The 15,007-nt window shown below is 64.3% G+C and carries 24 protein-coding genes; 11 read left to right on the top strand and 13 right to left on the bottom strand.

Features of this window, described 5'->3' with window-relative positions; translation table 11 throughout:
* Nucleotides 1-37: 37 nt before the first annotated feature.
* Genes ACFXN1_RS03045 through fadD8 form a run of 3 tightly spaced genes read left to right on the top strand, consistent with a single transcriptional unit; the run spans nt 38 to nt 3,755 of the window.
* On the top strand, nt 38-886 hold the full coding sequence (locus ACFXN1_RS03045) for an SDR family NAD(P)-dependent oxidoreductase (protein WP_379436057.1): 849 nt from the start codon (nt 38-40) through the stop codon (nt 884-886).
* Nucleotides 887-929: 43 nt separating this feature from the next.
* Nucleotides 930-2,123: a Nonspecific lipid-transfer protein gene (locus ACFXN1_RS03040; RefSeq protein WP_379400249.1), complete on the top strand. Its 1,194-nt coding sequence runs from the start codon at nt 930-932 to the stop codon at nt 2,121-2,123.
* Between the two features lie 24 nt (nt 2,124-2,147).
* A complete protein-coding gene (gene fadD8, locus ACFXN1_RS03035) occupies nt 2,148-3,755 on the top strand; it encodes a fatty-acid--CoA ligase FadD8 (RefSeq protein ID WP_379400250.1) in 1,608 nt (535 codons plus the stop codon).
* Between the two features lie 19 nt (nt 3,756-3,774).
* Here fadD8 and ACFXN1_RS03030 read toward each other — a convergent pair whose 3' ends face one another.
* Nucleotides 3,775-4,440: a DUF1361 domain-containing protein gene (locus ACFXN1_RS03030; RefSeq protein ID WP_379436059.1), complete on the bottom strand. Its 666-nt coding sequence runs from the start codon at nt 4,438-4,440 to the stop codon at nt 3,775-3,777.
* Between the two features lie 147 nt (nt 4,441-4,587).
* On the opposite strand from ACFXN1_RS03030, the gene ACFXN1_RS03025 reads away from it, so the two are divergent.
* A complete protein-coding gene (locus ACFXN1_RS03025) occupies nt 4,588-4,875 on the top strand; it encodes a hypothetical protein (RefSeq protein ID WP_354846545.1) in 288 nt (95 codons plus the stop codon).
* Nucleotides 4,868-5,209, top strand: coding sequence for a hypothetical protein (locus ACFXN1_RS03020; RefSeq protein WP_354846543.1), 342 nt, complete (start codon nt 4,868-4,870; stop codon nt 5,207-5,209). The genes ACFXN1_RS03025 and ACFXN1_RS03020 overlap by 8 nt, the downstream gene beginning before the upstream one ends.
* Before the next feature lie 84 nt (nt 5,210-5,293).
* On the opposite strand, the gene secG is transcribed toward ACFXN1_RS03020, so the two are convergent.
* Nucleotides 5,294-5,527 carry a preprotein translocase subunit SecG gene (gene secG / locus ACFXN1_RS03015; RefSeq protein ID WP_040858416.1) on the bottom strand — a complete coding sequence of 78 codons (234 nt, stop codon included), beginning with the start codon at nt 5,525-5,527 and terminating at the stop codon, nt 5,294-5,296.
* 282 nt (nt 5,528-5,809) lie between these two features.
* On the opposite strand from secG, the gene ACFXN1_RS03010 reads away from it, so the two are divergent.
* Nucleotides 5,810-6,142, top strand: a complete 333-nt coding sequence (locus tag ACFXN1_RS03010) for a hypothetical protein (protein WP_379400253.1) — start codon at nt 5,810-5,812, stop codon at nt 6,140-6,142.
* Entirely contained in the window at nt 6,139-6,465 is a 327-nt protein-coding gene (locus ACFXN1_RS03005; RefSeq protein ID WP_379400254.1) for a hypothetical protein, read from the top strand. The genes ACFXN1_RS03010 and ACFXN1_RS03005 overlap by 4 nt, the downstream gene beginning before the upstream one ends.
* Here the strand turns inward: ACFXN1_RS03005 and ACFXN1_RS03000 are convergent.
* The 3 genes from ACFXN1_RS03000 to ACFXN1_RS02990 are packed head-to-tail and all read right to left on the bottom strand — an operon-like array spanning nt 6,459 to nt 8,144.
* Nucleotides 6,459-7,304, bottom strand: a complete 846-nt coding sequence (locus tag ACFXN1_RS03000; protein WP_379436061.1) for a helix-turn-helix domain-containing protein — start codon at nt 7,302-7,304, stop codon at nt 6,459-6,461. The two genes, ACFXN1_RS03005 and ACFXN1_RS03000, sit on opposite strands and share 7 nt — an antisense overlap.
* On the bottom strand, nt 7,304-7,834 hold the full coding sequence (locus tag ACFXN1_RS02995; protein ID WP_379400256.1) for a DUF6879 family protein: 531 nt from the start codon (nt 7,832-7,834) through the stop codon (nt 7,304-7,306). The genes ACFXN1_RS03000 and ACFXN1_RS02995 overlap by 1 nt, the downstream gene beginning before the upstream one ends.
* On the bottom strand, nt 7,815-8,144 hold the full coding sequence (locus tag ACFXN1_RS02990; protein ID WP_379400257.1) for a hypothetical protein: 330 nt from the start codon (nt 8,142-8,144) through the stop codon (nt 7,815-7,817). The genes ACFXN1_RS02995 and ACFXN1_RS02990 overlap by 20 nt, the downstream gene beginning before the upstream one ends.
* A gap of 237 nt (nt 8,145-8,381) precedes the next feature.
* Between ACFXN1_RS02990 and ACFXN1_RS02985 the strand changes: the two genes are divergently transcribed.
* The 4 genes from ACFXN1_RS02985 (at nt 8,382) to ACFXN1_RS02970 (ending at nt 10,343) form a co-directional block, all read left to right on the top strand.
* Nucleotides 8,382-8,639, top strand: a complete 258-nt coding sequence (locus ACFXN1_RS02985) for a helix-turn-helix domain-containing protein (RefSeq protein WP_379400258.1) — start codon at nt 8,382-8,384, stop codon at nt 8,637-8,639.
* Entirely contained in the window at nt 8,636-9,025 is a 390-nt protein-coding gene (locus ACFXN1_RS02980; protein ID WP_379436063.1) for a hypothetical protein, read from the top strand. The genes ACFXN1_RS02985 and ACFXN1_RS02980 overlap by 4 nt, the downstream gene beginning before the upstream one ends.
* Nucleotides 9,026-9,241: 216 nt before the next feature.
* Nucleotides 9,242-9,445, top strand: coding sequence for a hypothetical protein (locus tag ACFXN1_RS02975; RefSeq protein WP_379436064.1), 204 nt, complete (start codon nt 9,242-9,244; stop codon nt 9,443-9,445).
* A 202-nt stretch (nt 9,446-9,647) separates the two neighbouring features.
* Nucleotides 9,648-10,343 (top strand): DUF4352 domain-containing protein, encoded by a 696-nt coding sequence (locus tag ACFXN1_RS02970; RefSeq protein WP_379400261.1) that lies wholly within the window; start codon nt 9,648-9,650, stop codon nt 10,341-10,343.
* A 73-nt stretch (nt 10,344-10,416) separates the two neighbouring features.
* Here the strand turns inward: ACFXN1_RS02970 and ACFXN1_RS02965 are convergent, their stop codons facing one another.
* From ACFXN1_RS02965 to ACFXN1_RS02930, 8 genes are all read right to left on the bottom strand, one after another.
* On the bottom strand, nt 10,417-11,055 hold the full coding sequence (locus tag ACFXN1_RS02965) for a hypothetical protein (RefSeq protein WP_379436066.1): 639 nt from the start codon (nt 11,053-11,055) through the stop codon (nt 10,417-10,419).
* Nucleotides 11,056-11,326: 271 nt separating this feature from the next.
* Complete coding sequence (locus ACFXN1_RS02960; RefSeq protein ID WP_379436067.1) at nt 11,327-11,680, bottom strand: hypothetical protein; 354 nt, start codon at nt 11,678-11,680, stop codon at nt 11,327-11,329.
* Nucleotides 11,681-11,682: 2 nt separating this feature from the next.
* A complete protein-coding gene (locus tag ACFXN1_RS02955; protein ID WP_379400264.1) occupies nt 11,683-11,997 on the bottom strand; it encodes a hypothetical protein in 315 nt (104 codons plus the stop codon).
* A gap of 71 nt (nt 11,998-12,068) precedes the next feature.
* Entirely contained in the window at nt 12,069-13,313 is a 1,245-nt protein-coding gene (locus tag ACFXN1_RS02950) for a hypothetical protein (protein WP_379436069.1), read from the bottom strand.
* Entirely contained in the window at nt 13,313-13,618 is a 306-nt protein-coding gene (locus tag ACFXN1_RS02945) for a hypothetical protein (protein ID WP_379436070.1), read from the bottom strand. Before ACFXN1_RS02945 ends, ACFXN1_RS02950 begins: the two co-directional genes overlap by 1 nt.
* A gap of 10 nt (nt 13,619-13,628) precedes the next feature.
* Complete coding sequence (locus ACFXN1_RS02940) at nt 13,629-14,288, bottom strand: hypothetical protein (protein ID WP_379436072.1); 660 nt, start codon at nt 14,286-14,288, stop codon at nt 13,629-13,631.
* 19 nt (nt 14,289-14,307) lie between these two features.
* The gene (locus tag ACFXN1_RS02935; protein WP_379436073.1) at nt 14,308-14,631 is read right to left on the bottom strand and encodes a hypothetical protein; all 324 of its coding nucleotides are present in this window, start codon (nt 14,629-14,631) and stop codon (nt 14,308-14,310) included.
* Between the two features lie 5 nt (nt 14,632-14,636).
* Nucleotides 14,637-14,978, bottom strand: coding sequence for a hypothetical protein (locus ACFXN1_RS02930; RefSeq protein ID WP_379436075.1), 342 nt, complete (start codon nt 14,976-14,978; stop codon nt 14,637-14,639).
* Between the last annotated feature and the right edge of the window lie 29 nt (nt 14,979-15,007).

The following is a 15,007-nucleotide window of genomic DNA, read 5'->3' as shown; positions in this document are numbered from 1 at the left end:
AGAACACGTTCCTATTTCAAGGTAATGTCCAGAGGTCGTGAGCGAAATACCCAAGATTCTCGCCGGAAAGGTCGCGGTGGTGACCGGCGCCAGCCGCGGCATCGGCAAGGGCATCGCCCTGGAGCTGGGCGCGGCCGGGGCGACCGTGTACGTCACCGGGCGCACCGTCACGGCCGGGCACCTGCCGGGCACCGTGGCCGGGACCGCCGCCGAGATCGACGCCCTGGGCGGGATCGGGGTGCCGGTGGTCTGCGACCACCGCGACGACGCGGCCGTGGAGAAACTGTTCGCGCAGGTCCGCGACGAGCAGGGCCGGCTCGACGTGCTGGTCAACAATGTCTACAACTCCCCCGCGTCGGCACGCTGGATCGGCCGCAAGTTCTGGGAGGTACCGCCGAAGGCATGGGACGAGGGCTTCAATATCGGCGTCCGATCCCATTACGTGGCAAGCGTTTTCGCCGCGCCGCTGCTCATCGAGTCGCAGGGCCTGATCGTGAGCGTGTCCTCCCCCGGCGCGATCCGCCAGATGCACAACGCGGTCTACGGCGTCGGCAAGGCCGCCGTGGACCGGCTCACCGCCGACATGGCGCACGACCTCGACGGCACCGGCGCGACCGCGGTCTCGATCTGGCCGGGCATCGTGAACACCGAACTGCTGCAAATGGTTCCGGCCGATGCGCAGGGCCGCCGCCTGGTCACCCTGCCCGGCGAGGGCACCTTCGATCTCGACCAGGCCGAGACCCCGCACTTCGCCGGCCGCGCCGTGGTCGCCCTGGCCGCGGATCCGGATCGCCTGGCGCGCACCGGAAAAGCCTGGAAGGTCGCCGACCTGGCCGAGGCCTACGGCTTCACCGACCTCGACGGCCGCGTCCCGCGCGCCGACTAGACATCACGAATTACGTTCCCGAAGAACAGGAGTGGACAACCCTATGCGACGCGTTTTCGTCGTCGGCGTGAACATGACGCCGTTCGTCAAGATCGGTTCCCGCGAGTGGACCTACCCGGAGATGGTCGCCGAGGCCGTGAACGGCGCGCTGAAGGACGCGGGCGTCACCTACGACCAGGTGCAGCGCGCCGCGGTCGGCTACGTCTTCCAGCCCTCGGCCGCCGGCCAGCGCGCCCTCTACGACATCGGCCTGACCGGCATCCCGATCGTCAATGTGAACAACAACTGCGCCACCGGTTCCACCGCGCTCATGTTCGCCCGCGAGTGGGTGGCCGCCGGCATCACCGATGTGGCCCTGGCCGTCGGCTTCGAGCAGATGACCAAGGAGGCCATGGCCGGCCCGGCCACCAAGCCCAAGGTCACCACCGTCGACGCGCACCTGAAGGTGAACAGGGAGCACTTCGAGTTCTCCGCCGCGCCGATCACCACCCAGTTCTTCGGCAATGCCGCCATCGAGCACATGAAGCGCTACGGCACCACCCCCGAGCAGCTCGCGGCGGTCGCGGTCAAGAACCACGAGCACTCCACCCGGAACCCGCTGGCGCAGTTCCAGGATGCCTACACCCTCGAGCAGGTCCTCGGCGACAAGCCGGTGCACGGCCCGCTGACCCGCTCGCAGTGCTCGCCCATGTCCGACGGCGCGGCCGCCGCGGTCGTGGTGAGCGAGGAGTTCGTCAAGGCCAACGGCCTCGAGGGACAGGCCATCGAGATCCTGGCCCAGGAGCTGGCCACCGACGACGGCACCTCCTTCTCCACCGGTTCCATGATCGACGTGGTGGGCGCGCCCATGACCCGCGCGGCGGCCTCGAAGGTGTTCTCCCGCGCCGGAATCGGCGTCGCCGACGTCGATGTGATCGAGCTGCACGACTGCTTCTCCATCAACGAGCTCATCACCTACGAGGCGCTGGGGCTGTGCGGGGAAGGCGAGTCGGGCGCGCTGATCGAGTCCGGCGCCACCACCTACGGCGGCACCTGGGTGGTCAACCCGTCGGGCGGCCTGATCTCCAAGGGCCACCCGCTCGGCGCCACCGGCCTGGCCCAGTGCACCGAATTGAGCTGGCAGCTGCGCGGACTCGCGGGCGAGCGGCAGGTCGCCGGCGCGCGCACCGCGCTGGCGCACAATCTGGGCCTGGGCGGCGCGGTGGTCGTCACCCTGTACGCGGCCCACACGGCGTGACCATCGGACGGAGTTGAGAATCCCATGACCACACTCGATCCCGACACCATGCTGCGGCTGCCGGTGCACAACGGCCACGCCCTGGTGGCCGGGCTGAAGCGGCACCGCAACCGCCCGGTGCTCACCCTCGGCGACCACGTCCTCACCGGCGGTGAGGTGCTCGACGGCATGAGCCGCTACATCGACGCCTTCGCCGAGCACGGCGTCACCACCGGCACCCCGGTCGGCGTGCTCGCGCTGAACCGGCCCGAGGTGCTGTTCACCATCGGCGCGGGCCAGATCGTGGGCTCGCGGCGCACCGCCCTGCACCCCATCGGCGGCCTCGACGATCACGCGTATGTGCTTGCCGACGCAGGCATTTCGACGCTCATCCTGGATCCGGTGCCCGCGTTCGTGCAGCGCGCCCGGGAACTGGTCGACATGGTGCCGACGCTGACCAAGATCCTGGTGCTGGGCCCGGTGCCCGAACTGCTCGCCGATGTCGGCGTGGACCTGCTGGCGACCGCCGACAAGTACGAGCCGCGTCCGGTGGAGGCGGTGGAGCTGCTGCCCTCCGACGTCATCTCCATCAGCTACACCGGCGGCACCACCGGCAAGCCCAAGGGCGTGATCGGCACCGCGCTGACCATGAACACCATGACGCAGATCCAGCTCTCGGAGTGGGAATGGCCCAAGCGGCCCAAGTTCCTGATCTGCACGCCGCTCTCGCACGCGGGCGCGGCGTTCTTCCTGCCGGTCGTGCTGCTGGGCGGGCAGTGCGTGGTGCTGCCGCGCTTCGACGCCGGAGAAGTGCTGCGCGCCATCGAGGAGCACAGGATCTCGGCGACCATGCTGGTGCCGTCCATGCTGTACGCGCTGCTCGATCACCCGGATTCCAAGACCCGGGACCTGTCCTCGCTGGAGACGGTGTACTACGGGGCCTCGGCCATCGACCCGAATCGGTTGCAGGAGGCCATCGATCGCTTCGGGCCGATCTTCGCCCAGTACTTCGGGCAGTCCGAGGCGCCGATGGCGATCAGCTACCTGGGCAAGGACGAGCACGACAAGGAGCGGCTCACCTCGTGCGGGCGGCCCTCGGTCGCGGTCCGGGTGGCGCTCCTCGACGGCGAGGACAAGCCGGTTCCGCAGGGTGAGGTCGGCGAGATCTGTGTCTCCGGGCCGCTGCTCGCCGCCGGCTACCTGAATCTGCCGGAGGTCACGGCCGATACGTTCAAGAACGGCTGGCTGCGCACCGGCGATCTGGCCCGCCAGGACGAGGACGGATTCCTGTTCATCGTCGGGCGTTCCAAGGACATGGTCGTCACCGGCGGGTTCAATGTGTTCCCGCGCGAGGTGGAAGACGTTGTCTCCGAACACCCGAAGGTGGTCACCGTCGCGGTGGTCGGTGTGCCGGACGCACATTGGGGCGAGGCCGTGACCGCCGTGCTGGTCCTCGACCCCGCCACCGCGGCCGATCCGGCCGCGATCGAGGTGGTCACCGCCGAGATCCAGGCCGCGGTCAAGCAGCGCAAGGGTTCGGTGCAGGTGCCCAAGCACGTGGTGGTGATCGAGGAGCTGCCGCTGACCGGGCTGGGCAAGCCGGACAAGAAGGCGATCCGCGTGCTGGCCCAGGAGCGGCTGGGCATCGCCTGATTTCCCCGTGGGCGCTCGGCTAGGCGAACTTCCGGGTTCGGATCAGCCGGGCGCCCCGGCGGGCGCTGTCGATGCCCGCCTCCACCACGGCCCGGGTCACGAAGTGCCCCAGGGCCGTTGCCACGAACATGGCCGCGATGAGCACCGGCGCCCAGTTCCAGCTCAGCGCCAGCATCATGCGATCGAAGGTGCCGCGCGGCTGCACCACCGGCTCCCAGCTGTTCAATCGCACCCAGCGGCCCAGGAAAACGCCTACCGCGCACAGCAAATGGATCGCGAGCGTCACCGGGGTGCGCCACGCGCCCAGCCCGCGCGCCTCCAGGAAGCGGCCCAGCTCGGCCAGCACCAGGTAGTAGGCGACGAAACCGGAGGCGATGAACGCGCCGTAGACCGGCAGGATCGTCGTCACCACCGGGCCGTTGCCGGCCGCGCGGATGTCGTCGCGCAGGTGCACCAGATCGGTCACCACATACGGCGCATTGGGCAGGAACAGCAGCAACAGCACCAATCCGCCCCACCACACCGGCGAAATCGGTAGTTGCCGTTCGTCATCGCGCGCGCCGCGGAACACCAGTAGCGCCAAAGCCACCGGGATCCAGGCCAATACGGTGTTCCACACCATCCAGAACAGATTCCGGTCCAGCACCCCCGCAAGGCTCGGCGCGACCGTCTTCACCGGGTCCATTCGTTCATGATGCCGATCTCGGCGCGGCGCGTCATGCGAGTTGGCAACACCCTTTGGCAACACTCCTGCCACCGACCCGCCCGTGCTGTCGGCGACAGGCTGGTCGACAGGTGGCGACCAGCTGTTTTACGATCGTATTATGCGGCCGTGGGATATGAGATTCCCGAGTGGGCCCTCGACGTCGCGGCCCGGCTCGGCATCGCACCCGAGGAGATCATGCGGGTCCTGACCGGCCCGGGCCGGCGCTGGCCGCGACCGGTGCGCGGGACGGGCGGGCTGCCCGCTCTCATGATCATCGGCCGCACCGGCGCGGGGCAGCCGCTGGCGGTGGTGGTGCGTCCGCTGTCGCAGTGGGACCAGCAGGTCGTCGGCGTCCGGCCGGTGACCGGAAGGCTTCTCGCCCAGTTCGAACAATGGGAGGCGGACCATGACTGACTATCCGGACAAGGGCTACCCGCACACGGCCGACGAAGCCCGCGACTTCCTCGACAGCCTCACCTTCGACGAGGACGCCCCCGAACCCGACCTCCCCGGCCCCGACACCCCCGTCACGGTGCTGCGCACGGTCCGGCTCCCCTACGCCATGGATCAGCGCATCCGCGCCGAGGCCGACCATCGCGGGGTGAGCATGTCCGACCTGATCCGCGACTTCCTCACCATCGAACTGGCCGCCCTCGACGACGACACCCCCATCAGCCGCGCCGACGCCCGCCGGGCCCTCAGCGCCGCCCTCGCGAATCTGTCACCCGTGCAACGTCATCCGCGGTGACGCTGCCGCACACGACGAACCCTGCGCGCACGACGAATCGCCCGGGCACCGATGTGGTGCCCGGGCGATTTCAGGAGCTTGGGGTTAGGAGAACTTGATTTCGAGGCCGATGCCGAGAATGGAGATCAGCCAGATCAACCCGAGGAAGATCGTGATGCGATCGAGGTTCTTCTCGACAACAGTGGACCCCGACAAGCTCGACTGCACACCACCACCGAAGAGGCTGGACAGACCTCCGCCCTTGGCCCGGTGCAGCAGCACCAGCAGCACCAGCAGCACGCTGGTGATAACGAGGAGGATATCCAGGAACATCCGCATTTCAGGGAGTATAGGCGGTCGTCAGGGGTGCTTTTGACCAACCCCCTGGTGAGGGGCACGTCCGAGCGACGTGTCCCGGACCGTCCCGGAGTGTCCCGCACTGTCCCGCGAAATTGTGGCACAGGATCTGACACTTCCAGTCCCGCGATGTCCCGACGCTTGAGGCGCAGACCAAGATCATTTACTGCCCTTGTGTCTCGATGTGGACACAGTCCAGACCCCAAGACGGCAACCGTGCAGCAATTGGACAGGACCGGTCAACAAGGCGCTATCATCGCACGCATGTTCGAACACTGGCCGGATGAACTGGTGCCATCACTGAGGCGCGAGGTCCACCCACCTACCCCAGTGACGATCGACCTCGGCGCCGCAATCCCCACCGATGGCACCAAGTTCGGCGCCAACGAACTCCCCCTCCGCGTCCGAGCCGGCGGCCTCGAACTCACCGGACGCGTCGCTGGACTCCTTCACGCATGGGCACGCAGCCGCGACGGAGACTGGATCGCACTCGTATCCCTGACCGTCAAGACCAGTAACGGGCGTGGGTCGATAGAGATCCAGCAGTGGTGTTCCAAACGCGCTCTTCAGCCGAGAGAGGCGGACAAGGCGATATGAATGACGAACGCATCGTCACAATCGCAGCCCTGGTCCTCACCGCGCTCACTGACGAAGGCCACGACAGCGAGTTCGCCGCCTCCGACCTATGGCCGGCGGTCCGGCACAGCATCGACCCAAGCCCGAGCGTCGCCGAGATCAACCAAGCCCTGCAACTGCTTCAGCACCCGGACATCCAGGGCGTGATCGAAACCGCGGCAGGTCTCTACCGCCCCGCTCCAGACATCGATGACGCGATGGTGCGGCTGTACGACGACGAAGAGGACGACGTCGACGACTACGACCCGCGCTTCAGGACGACGTTTGCCGACGACCGCTACTGACTACGACCCTCACGATCTGCAATCGCCTTCCGGATCAGCATCCGAGCAGCGTCTCCCATAACAGACTGGGCCGCCAGAATGTCGAAGGCCCGCCCGTACAAAGCGATCTCACGAGGTTGGGTGATCGTGAGCTCAGCAGTGGCGCCCTCGACCTTGACCAGGCGATTGTCAAAGAGCACGAAGTTCTCGACCGCCGCACGCGCCTCCGCATCCATCGGAACGATCCCGAGGCTCACTCGCGACATCCCGATGATCGAATACAGACGGTCAAGCTGCCCGATCATGATGTCGTCGTTCCCAACAGTTGTGTGAAGTGCCTGCTCTGCAACAAGAAAGTGGAACCTGCGGCCCGCCCGGTACAGAATCTGTTGACGCTCCATACGCTTCGCCACGCCCGCGTCGACATCGTCAGGGAGGTGGTAAAACTCGACCGCGTACGCCAAGATCGACGCCGCGTAATCAGCGGTCTGAAGCAGTCCAGGAATGACTTGAGGTTGCCAGTTGCGAATCTGCCTGGCTGCCTTCTCGAGCTTGACGGAATGCTGCTGCCTCGAGCTGGTGCCGGTAGCAAGAAGACGTCGCCACTCAAGGTATGCGCCATCCAAATTGCGCAAGCTCGCGCGGAGTTCGGGAAGTTGATCTTCGGCTCCCGCGTGAGCACAGTAGGCCCTGAGGTCAGCCTCCGATGGCTTGGTCTTGCCGTACTCGATCTTCGAGACCTTCGACTCATGCCATCCTTCTCGGCGAGCAAGCTCTCGGCCAGTGACGCCCGCAGCGCGCCGCATCTCGCGCAGCCTCTGACCGAGCGCTTCTCGCTGCGCCTGAACAGAATCAGCCACTACACCGCAGAATCGATGTATTCAGCGAACGGTACAGCCAGCGGCCACAGGCGATCCTTCGCCGCCTTGCAGACAGCCGCTATCTGACGGTCGGTAGTGACGCCGGCTCCCGCTGGCCGTCCTTGCTCATCGACGAGGTTGAACGCCACCGTCGAGTCATCGAACAGCCACCAGTCATCGGCCGGCACGAGGTCCGCATCGACGAGATGCCGTGGCAGGTAACGGATGTCTTCACCCGACTGGATGTTGTCCTCGGTCTCGGTCAGCAGCCACCGCTGGTAGTCGCTGTGCGGAACAGTAACCACACGAACCCTCGTAACAGCAACTCCGCGACCGGCAACTTCCCGGATCAGTCCGTCCCATGCTGCCCACGACTCATCGTTCGGTAGCCGCGGCTCACCATTCAGAAACCGACGCACGGCTTCCATCTCGCCAGGAACCCCGTAGGTGTCTCGGACTTCCATGTGGAACGCGGACTTCGTTGCCTGACGAAAGAGTTCAGGCCAGACGCTACTCTGTCTCAGTTCCACCGTAGTAAGTCCTCCGAAGCTGCGGTACCTCGATCGCGGTCTCGTAGTCAGCCAGTGTCAACTTCGCCAGGGTGTCCGGCTCGGCGACTGGGCGACCCGAGAGCCGGAAGGTACCACGACCGGTGTCGATCATGGTTGCACCGATATATGTATCCGGTTCGGCGTAACCGAGTAGAACGTGTGGAATCTCGATCGTTTCCGGGGTGCCGGTCTTCCACCCCTGGACCAGATACGAGCTCTGGTCTGTGGCATACAGCGTTGGGCAGTCTCCGGACTTCGATCCGTTCTTGCCAAGAAAGCGGAGTTCCATTGTCCCTATCCTCCCGTCACGGGTGTGCGCTCCCTTGCCCACCCGAGCCCAGTATCGCTCGAACAGCACACTTTTGGAGGGAGTATTCAGCGGTTTGAGCAAGTACGAGCAAGTTCGTAGCCGATGCGGATTGCCCACTCGTAACTTCGAGACAGGCGCTCGGGGCTGGTGATCCTCGTCCCGGTCCTGAGCCGCCGACCAAGACGAGGACGACGAGGAACGACGAGGAGCAAAACGATGGCGCTCTCCGAATCAGAAGCGAAAGTGCTTGGGGCACTGTCCGCCCTGGGTTCACTCGAAACGCTCACAGTCCGACAGATCTGCCACGCAACGAAACTGACCGAGACGACGATCCATCGCGCCTTGCTGCGGCTGTCTCGCACCGGTCTCGTCGTGAGCGCACCGCATGGACCGACCAGGTGGCGGCAGACAGACCGCGGTCGAGTCGCGATCCACCAACCCCGGTACCGCGAGTTCGTAGGGGTGCAACCATGAGAAGGCAGGCCATCGGGTTCCTGCGCCGAGACGTCTCCGGTGCGAACTGGCAGAACGATGAGGCGGCGATTCACGCTATCGCCGAGGAGTGCGACACGTCCGTTGCGCTTGTCGTCCTTGCCGATTCGGATCGCTGGGGTGACCGTCTGGTCAACCATCTGTTCAACCTCACCTACAGCGAGGACGCGGACGATCTGATCGTGCCGACGATCGACCATCTCGACGACAGCGAGCTGCGCGCGCTGGTGAAGATGGCCGATGTGATCTGCGTGGATACACGCAAGCGGTACACCGTCGCTTTGAAGGGCGAGGACGGGTACGACCTGGAGCAAGTTGTGGTCCACGACGCGGTCCCCCAGCAAGAGGTCTCACCGCTGGGGCAGTGACCCACAAATGAATCGAAAGGGGGTGATGAAGTGCAGATTCTCGAACCCGGGCCGAACGGAAACAGCCACGACAACTGGAACGTTGACCCGAACGCCGAAGAGGCCAGCAAGCAAGACACAGACGGCCGGAACAAGCGGTAGAAGCAACCGCGGGTCATCAGGTGCGCCACCCCATGCCCTCGACGCGCCTGATGACCGAATCCTAGAAGGAGGAACATGAGCAGCGACCAGCCCAGTGGCGGCCGACCAGAACCTCTCCCCCCTCAGCCGACCACAGAGATCGTCGGCCCCTCTTCTGAATTGCAGTCGGTGTTTGCTGCGGCTGCTGCAGTCGCCAAGGGCGCGGGCAGGAAGAGGGTTGGCGTCGAGGATGTCATTTTGGCCCTGATCGACCACCCTGAACTGTGGCCTCGTACGTAGCTGTCCGCGTTGGGGTTTTCTCCCCGGAAGGTCGCTGATGCGCTTGTCACGAAAGTGATCCTGCGCGCACAGGACTGAAATGGCACGCTCTGTCAGCGACACCGACGTCCCGACCAGCTAGGCTCCCCCACGCGCTTGCAAAGAAGCAGCAAATACCCGCGCACCGCTGAACGCTGAAAACGCTTACAAGCCAGGGGAACTCGTGACCTACCCGCCACCACCGCAGGGACCACAACAGCCGTACTATCAGCCCGGCTACCCCGTGCAGCCGTATCCCATGCAACCACCGCCGAAGAAGAGCTCGAAATGGCTTTGGATAGTGCTTGCGACATTCATCCTGGCCTGCGGCGGCTGCAGCGGACTACTGGCCGTCGCAGGCAACAGCGGCGACAAGAGTAAAGCTGGATCCACAACCGCCGCAGCAGTCCAGCCAGCGGGCGCACCAGCAGCATCATCGGCTCCAGCAGCCACGTCGGCCCCGGCGAAACCCAAGAGCAACATCGCGCCGGCGGGAACTGCTGTGCGGGACGGGCAGTTCGAGTTCGTTGTCACCCAGTTCACGCAGGGAGACAAAGAGCTGGGGTCGGGTATGAGCCATGTGACTGCCCAAGGCGAATTCGCCCTCGTACACATCAAAGTCACGAACACCGGCAAGGCACAGCGTACCTACGACGCCGACAACCAGAAGGTCCTCGACGACCAAGGCCGCGAGTTCGGCCCAACGACAAGCGCTTTCGATCCCATACCGAACAACGGGAACTCATTCGGCGACGACCTCAACCCCGGATTCACTGTAGAACGCGTGATCGTGTTCGACGTTCCGGTTGGCACAATCCTCACGACTGCCGTTCTCCACGACTCAATGTTCTCCGGCGGAGCCAAAGCCGCACTGCGGTAGGAAAACCGACCCAACCCTGGAGACGACGAAATCTGCCCCGACCCAGAAGGGTCGGGGCAGACTTCTTTGTGGCTCAGGTGATCGTCACGTAGCTGCCTGTGCCGGTGTTGACTTGGAGAACGGGGGAGGCGGTGCCAGCGAATACCTGAACAGTGACAATGTCACCGTTCGCGACATCGGCCGTTCCGGTGAGGTCGACGTTCTGCGTCGCGGTGCTGCCGATGGTTTGGGCGGTTCCGGTCACCTTGGTCACCCCATTGACCAGCAATTTCACCGTGATCGTGTTCGTCCCGAATGCGGTGTTTGTGATCGACAGCCTCGTCGTGAGGGTGGCGCCGGTCTTCGAACCCTGCGCTACGACGCCATCGCTGGACACCGTCGACCCCGGGTAAGTGGTCGTGTTAGCGGTCCAGGCTGGCACGGTCGTGTAGCTGGTCGGAACGGGGTTGTAGTTGCCGTTCTTGGTCATCCCGGACGGCTTGAACGTCGTCGCAGTCGCCGACAGGGTGCCAACTCCCGTGAATAGCGCTGCCGCTGAAGGGGTTCCGGCCGCGACGAGCGTGCCAGCACCGGAGAACGCCGCTGTCGCACTAGCGATACCCTGCGCGGACAGCGTCCCAGCACCGGTGAAAGGCGCTGTTGCAACAGCGACAGCGGTCGCAGACAGGCTTCCAGCTCCCGCGAAGACGCCGGCGCCTTTGTTCGTAGGCACGATCAGAGTTCCGTCGCCCGTGAATGCCGCGGTAGCAACTGCGGCTCCCAAAGCAGCGAGGAGGCCAGATCCAGTGAATATCGCGACAGCCTGAGGAACCGCGACCGCGGACAACGTGCCAGCGCCGGTGAACTGGACGAGCGGGGGTGGCACGTACAGCATGTCGTGTGTGAGAACGGATCTGGACCGGGTGGGCAGTACGGATGAGGTGGAGCCGCGGGCTGGGAATGACGCGCGCCAGCCTGGGCGGCGTGGCAACTCGCTCATCGGCTCAGCTCAGCGCGAACTGCGGCGTGACCTTGATCGTGCCCGCTGCGTTGATCGTGATATTCGGGGACAGGCCGCACTTGTCATAGAAGGTTCCGGAGGTCGACGCCGACCACAGGCCAACGTGCGTGTACGTGCCGGCGGGAGCAGTGAAGCTCAGTTCCGCCATGGTGAGAGCACCGCCAGTGCCGGAGGTCCAGGTGCCCTGAATGCGTACGTAGCCGCCGCCGGTGGCCTCATTGTTGCCCACAGTGGTCGGGTCCGAAGTGTGCAGTGACACCCAGACCGTGGATGCGCCGGACAGGGTCTTGTAGGCGTCAGCCAGTACCTGGCGAGTCGTCGCAATAGCAATGGACATGGTTACTCCTGGCGCGCCACTTGCCCGCGGTACCAGCAGAAGTCGGCGCCGTCGTTGTAGCGGAAGTAGATGCGGAAATCCGCTGGGAGAGGGATGGTGTCGGCGACCGTCGAGGAGACCGTCCAGCTGGCCGCGGATGCAGATACCGAAGCGGACCAGGTTGCGAGGACGGCTCGGCTGCCGGTGGCGTAGAAGATGAGGTCGACAGTCGTGCCTGGCGGGATACTCGCACCGTCAGGTGGGTAGATGTCGTGGATGAAATCCTGGCCGGGAACCAGCACAAGGGTTTCGATGATCGGTTCGTGGCCGATAGTCATAGGCGCCGCCTTGAGCGAATGAGAATTGGTGCGCGGCGGGCGTTTTCGCGGCTACACCGTGTGCCTTTTGATCAGCCGAGGCCGGAATAGATCTGAACGTCATTCCACGAGGCGGAGTCATTGCCCGATCGGCGGGTCACCCGGAGTCCGGCATACTGATTGGTCGCCGGGACGTCGGCATGGACATTGCCGATATACAGCTTCGGAACGCCGTTGATCTCGATCCAGCCGATTCCGTTGTAGACCGACACCGCAATACGGTCGCCGGAATTTATCGCGATGCCGTAGTCGATCATCCGATAATCAGTGAAGGCTGGCTGGTCGTCGGACAGCGCCGATGTGAACCTCGACATGTAGATCTTGTTCTGGAAGATGTTCGCGGCGATCCCCTGCGTACCGGTCGCGTTCGAGCAGAGTACGAGGCCGTTGTCGGAAGCGGTGCTGGGCGCTAGGTTTCCGCCGATCGTGGCCTCGACACGGACGCGCCCGGAGGTGAGCCCGGTGTCTCGGATCAGGCCCTTGCCGCCGTTGGTTGTGCCGGTCGTGGACCACGAGTTGGAAACAATCCCCGCGTTCGTGCCTACTTGGGTCCAGCCGTTGCCGACCGCGCCATCAGCCCGATTGAAGTCGTCGCTGAATATCTGGTTCCAGACATTCTTCGACGGGATGGACGACGGCCGGTCGTAGTGGTCAACCCATCTCAGCCAGACATCACACAGGGCTGCGTCCAGGAATCGGACACACCTGCGGGTCGGGCCGAACGTGAAACCTGGGCTGACCTGCGCGGAACCAACATAGTTTCCGTTGATCCAAACCCGGACCCATTCGTCGTTGTCCACCCAAATGCTCAAAGTCACCCACTGCCCGTAATAGGTGACCGGGGACGACCAGAGTATGTTGTTGCCGACTACCGACCAAGGGCTGTCGAACTGGGCATACTGCACCATCTCGCCGCCAGCGGCGGGCTGGTGGATAAGCCTGATCCCCGCGCAGTTTTGGAAAGTCGCGCCGATCTTGGACCATGAATCAGTGAAGTACACGGAGAAAACTTGGGCCGCCAAACCCTCCACCGGGAACCAGATTTCGGTTTCGAAACCCCAGTTCGGCGTGAACGGCTGATACTCGTAGCTCTCGCCGCCGGCATTGGTCGATCCCGCGTTGCTCGGGATGTGTAGCCAGTTTTCGGCAGTGAAGTTGCCGGGTGTGCCGTCGCCGAGGTGCACCCACGGCTGCACAACGGATTGGACCCCGTACTTGGTGAAGTTGTCGTACCAGCCGCCCCACGCGAGCGGGAGATTGCGGCGGAGCAGGAACATTACGGCTCGACCAGTCCGCTCACGGTCGCGTCCGGGAACGTCACCAGCAGGCCGCGCATCGAGTCCAGCATCTGCCGGATATGCCGCAGCCCCAGTCCATCGTCCGAAGTCAGCAGCGCCCGATACTTCTCTGGGTCGGCCTGAAGCTTCTGTTTCGCCTCATCGATCACGGCCACAACCGAATTGGCGGTAGCCATGTCGAGGACGGGACCGAACAGGCTCGCGACGGCCGCCTCGTACGGGGCGGGCACCTGGATGTGATCGGCCATCACGCCGCCGTTGGAGATGATCTCGAACTCTTTCACAGTGGATTCCCTATGGAGTTTGAATGGCCGGGTCGTACAGGACGCCGAACAGAAGAATCTGAAGAACGACAGGCGCGACCGAACCGGTCACCGACGTCACGTTGACGTAGAACCGTTCACGGTTGAAAGCCTCAACCCCGCCGACGATTTGCCAGTTAGCGCGGGTCTGACCCGCAGTCAGGGGGTATGTGGCGACCAAGCTGTCGGCGGTGCCGGCTGCGTTCCATTTCCGCAACTCGAAGGTCATGCCATTCGGCTGCGTCAGGAGGGCGACATGAATATCAGTCGCCTTCCGCACGAGCCCAGTGGGGACGTTCTGACACAAACCGATGAGCAGTTCGTTGACGCCGAGAACCACTGCCGCAGAGGCGGATACGAACTCCGCCTCCCAATACGACGCCGCCTTATAGGCGTTCGCGGCCGTCGCTTCAGCCGTGGCAGCAGTGTTCGCTGCCGCCTGGGCCGTAGTTACAGCGACATCCGCACTACCTTGCACCGCCTGAATCGGCTCGCGGATCTCAGTGCCGACCTTGGATTGAGCGCCACCGAACGCGCCGAGAACGCCAGACGTAGACGCCGTCTTGGCATCTGCTTCTGTCGCGGTCTGGAACGCCCTGAACGCGCCCGGGTTGATAGCGCCATCGGGATCCGGCTGATTGGGAGCAGTCACCAGCGATCACCCCCAATGTTCAGATGTCGTTAGAGATTTCGGGCGGGATGGGCGGAGGCGGCGGCGACGGAACATGCTCCCGGATGAACGTCAGCAGATCCTTGACGTAGTCGACGAGAACATCGATGCGCCGCTGGTCCTTGTAATGCTGTGCGACGTCGTCAACATGCTGTGTCTCAAGGGTTTTCACGCGCGACCGCAGGTCCTTGAGCTCTTCGCTCAAGGGCGCGAGTACGACCTTGAAGTCCTCACGCTGCGAATCCAGCGAGCGCGACCTCGGCGCCAGATAGCCGAGGACCGCACCAAGAATCCCACCAGCCGCCCCGAAGACGGCTTCCCACACTGGGGTTAGCCGATGCTCGGGGTCTTGGCCGCAGCCACACCCAGACCCAGCACCGCGGACACGACAGCCACAACAGCAGCGACCTGAGAATCAGTCGCGACGCCATAGGCGATAAGCACAGGCTGCGCGGCGCCGATGATGCCGTACAGCCAGGTCCGCCAGGTCGCAGTCGAGTTCGCGCCAGCGATGGTGAAGCCCAGAAGCGCGGTCACGACCGAAGCCCACAAGGCAACGTTCACGTTGTCCAGCAGACCGAACGCCACCAGCAGAACCTGCACAGGCGCGAGGACCGCGTAGATACGGCCGCGAATGTCCGCGGAAAGGTCACGGAGAGTGTCAAAAGACATAGAGATACCTCGAAATTGGTCGAGAAATG

It is taken from the genome of Nocardia sp. NPDC059154 (genome assembly GCF_042755705.1).
Classification (GTDB): domain Bacteria; phylum Actinomycetota; class Actinomycetes; order Mycobacteriales; family Mycobacteriaceae; genus Nocardia.
The sequence above is the reverse complement of the archived record's forward strand: the minus strand, read 5'-3'. Positions and strand labels throughout refer to the sequence as shown.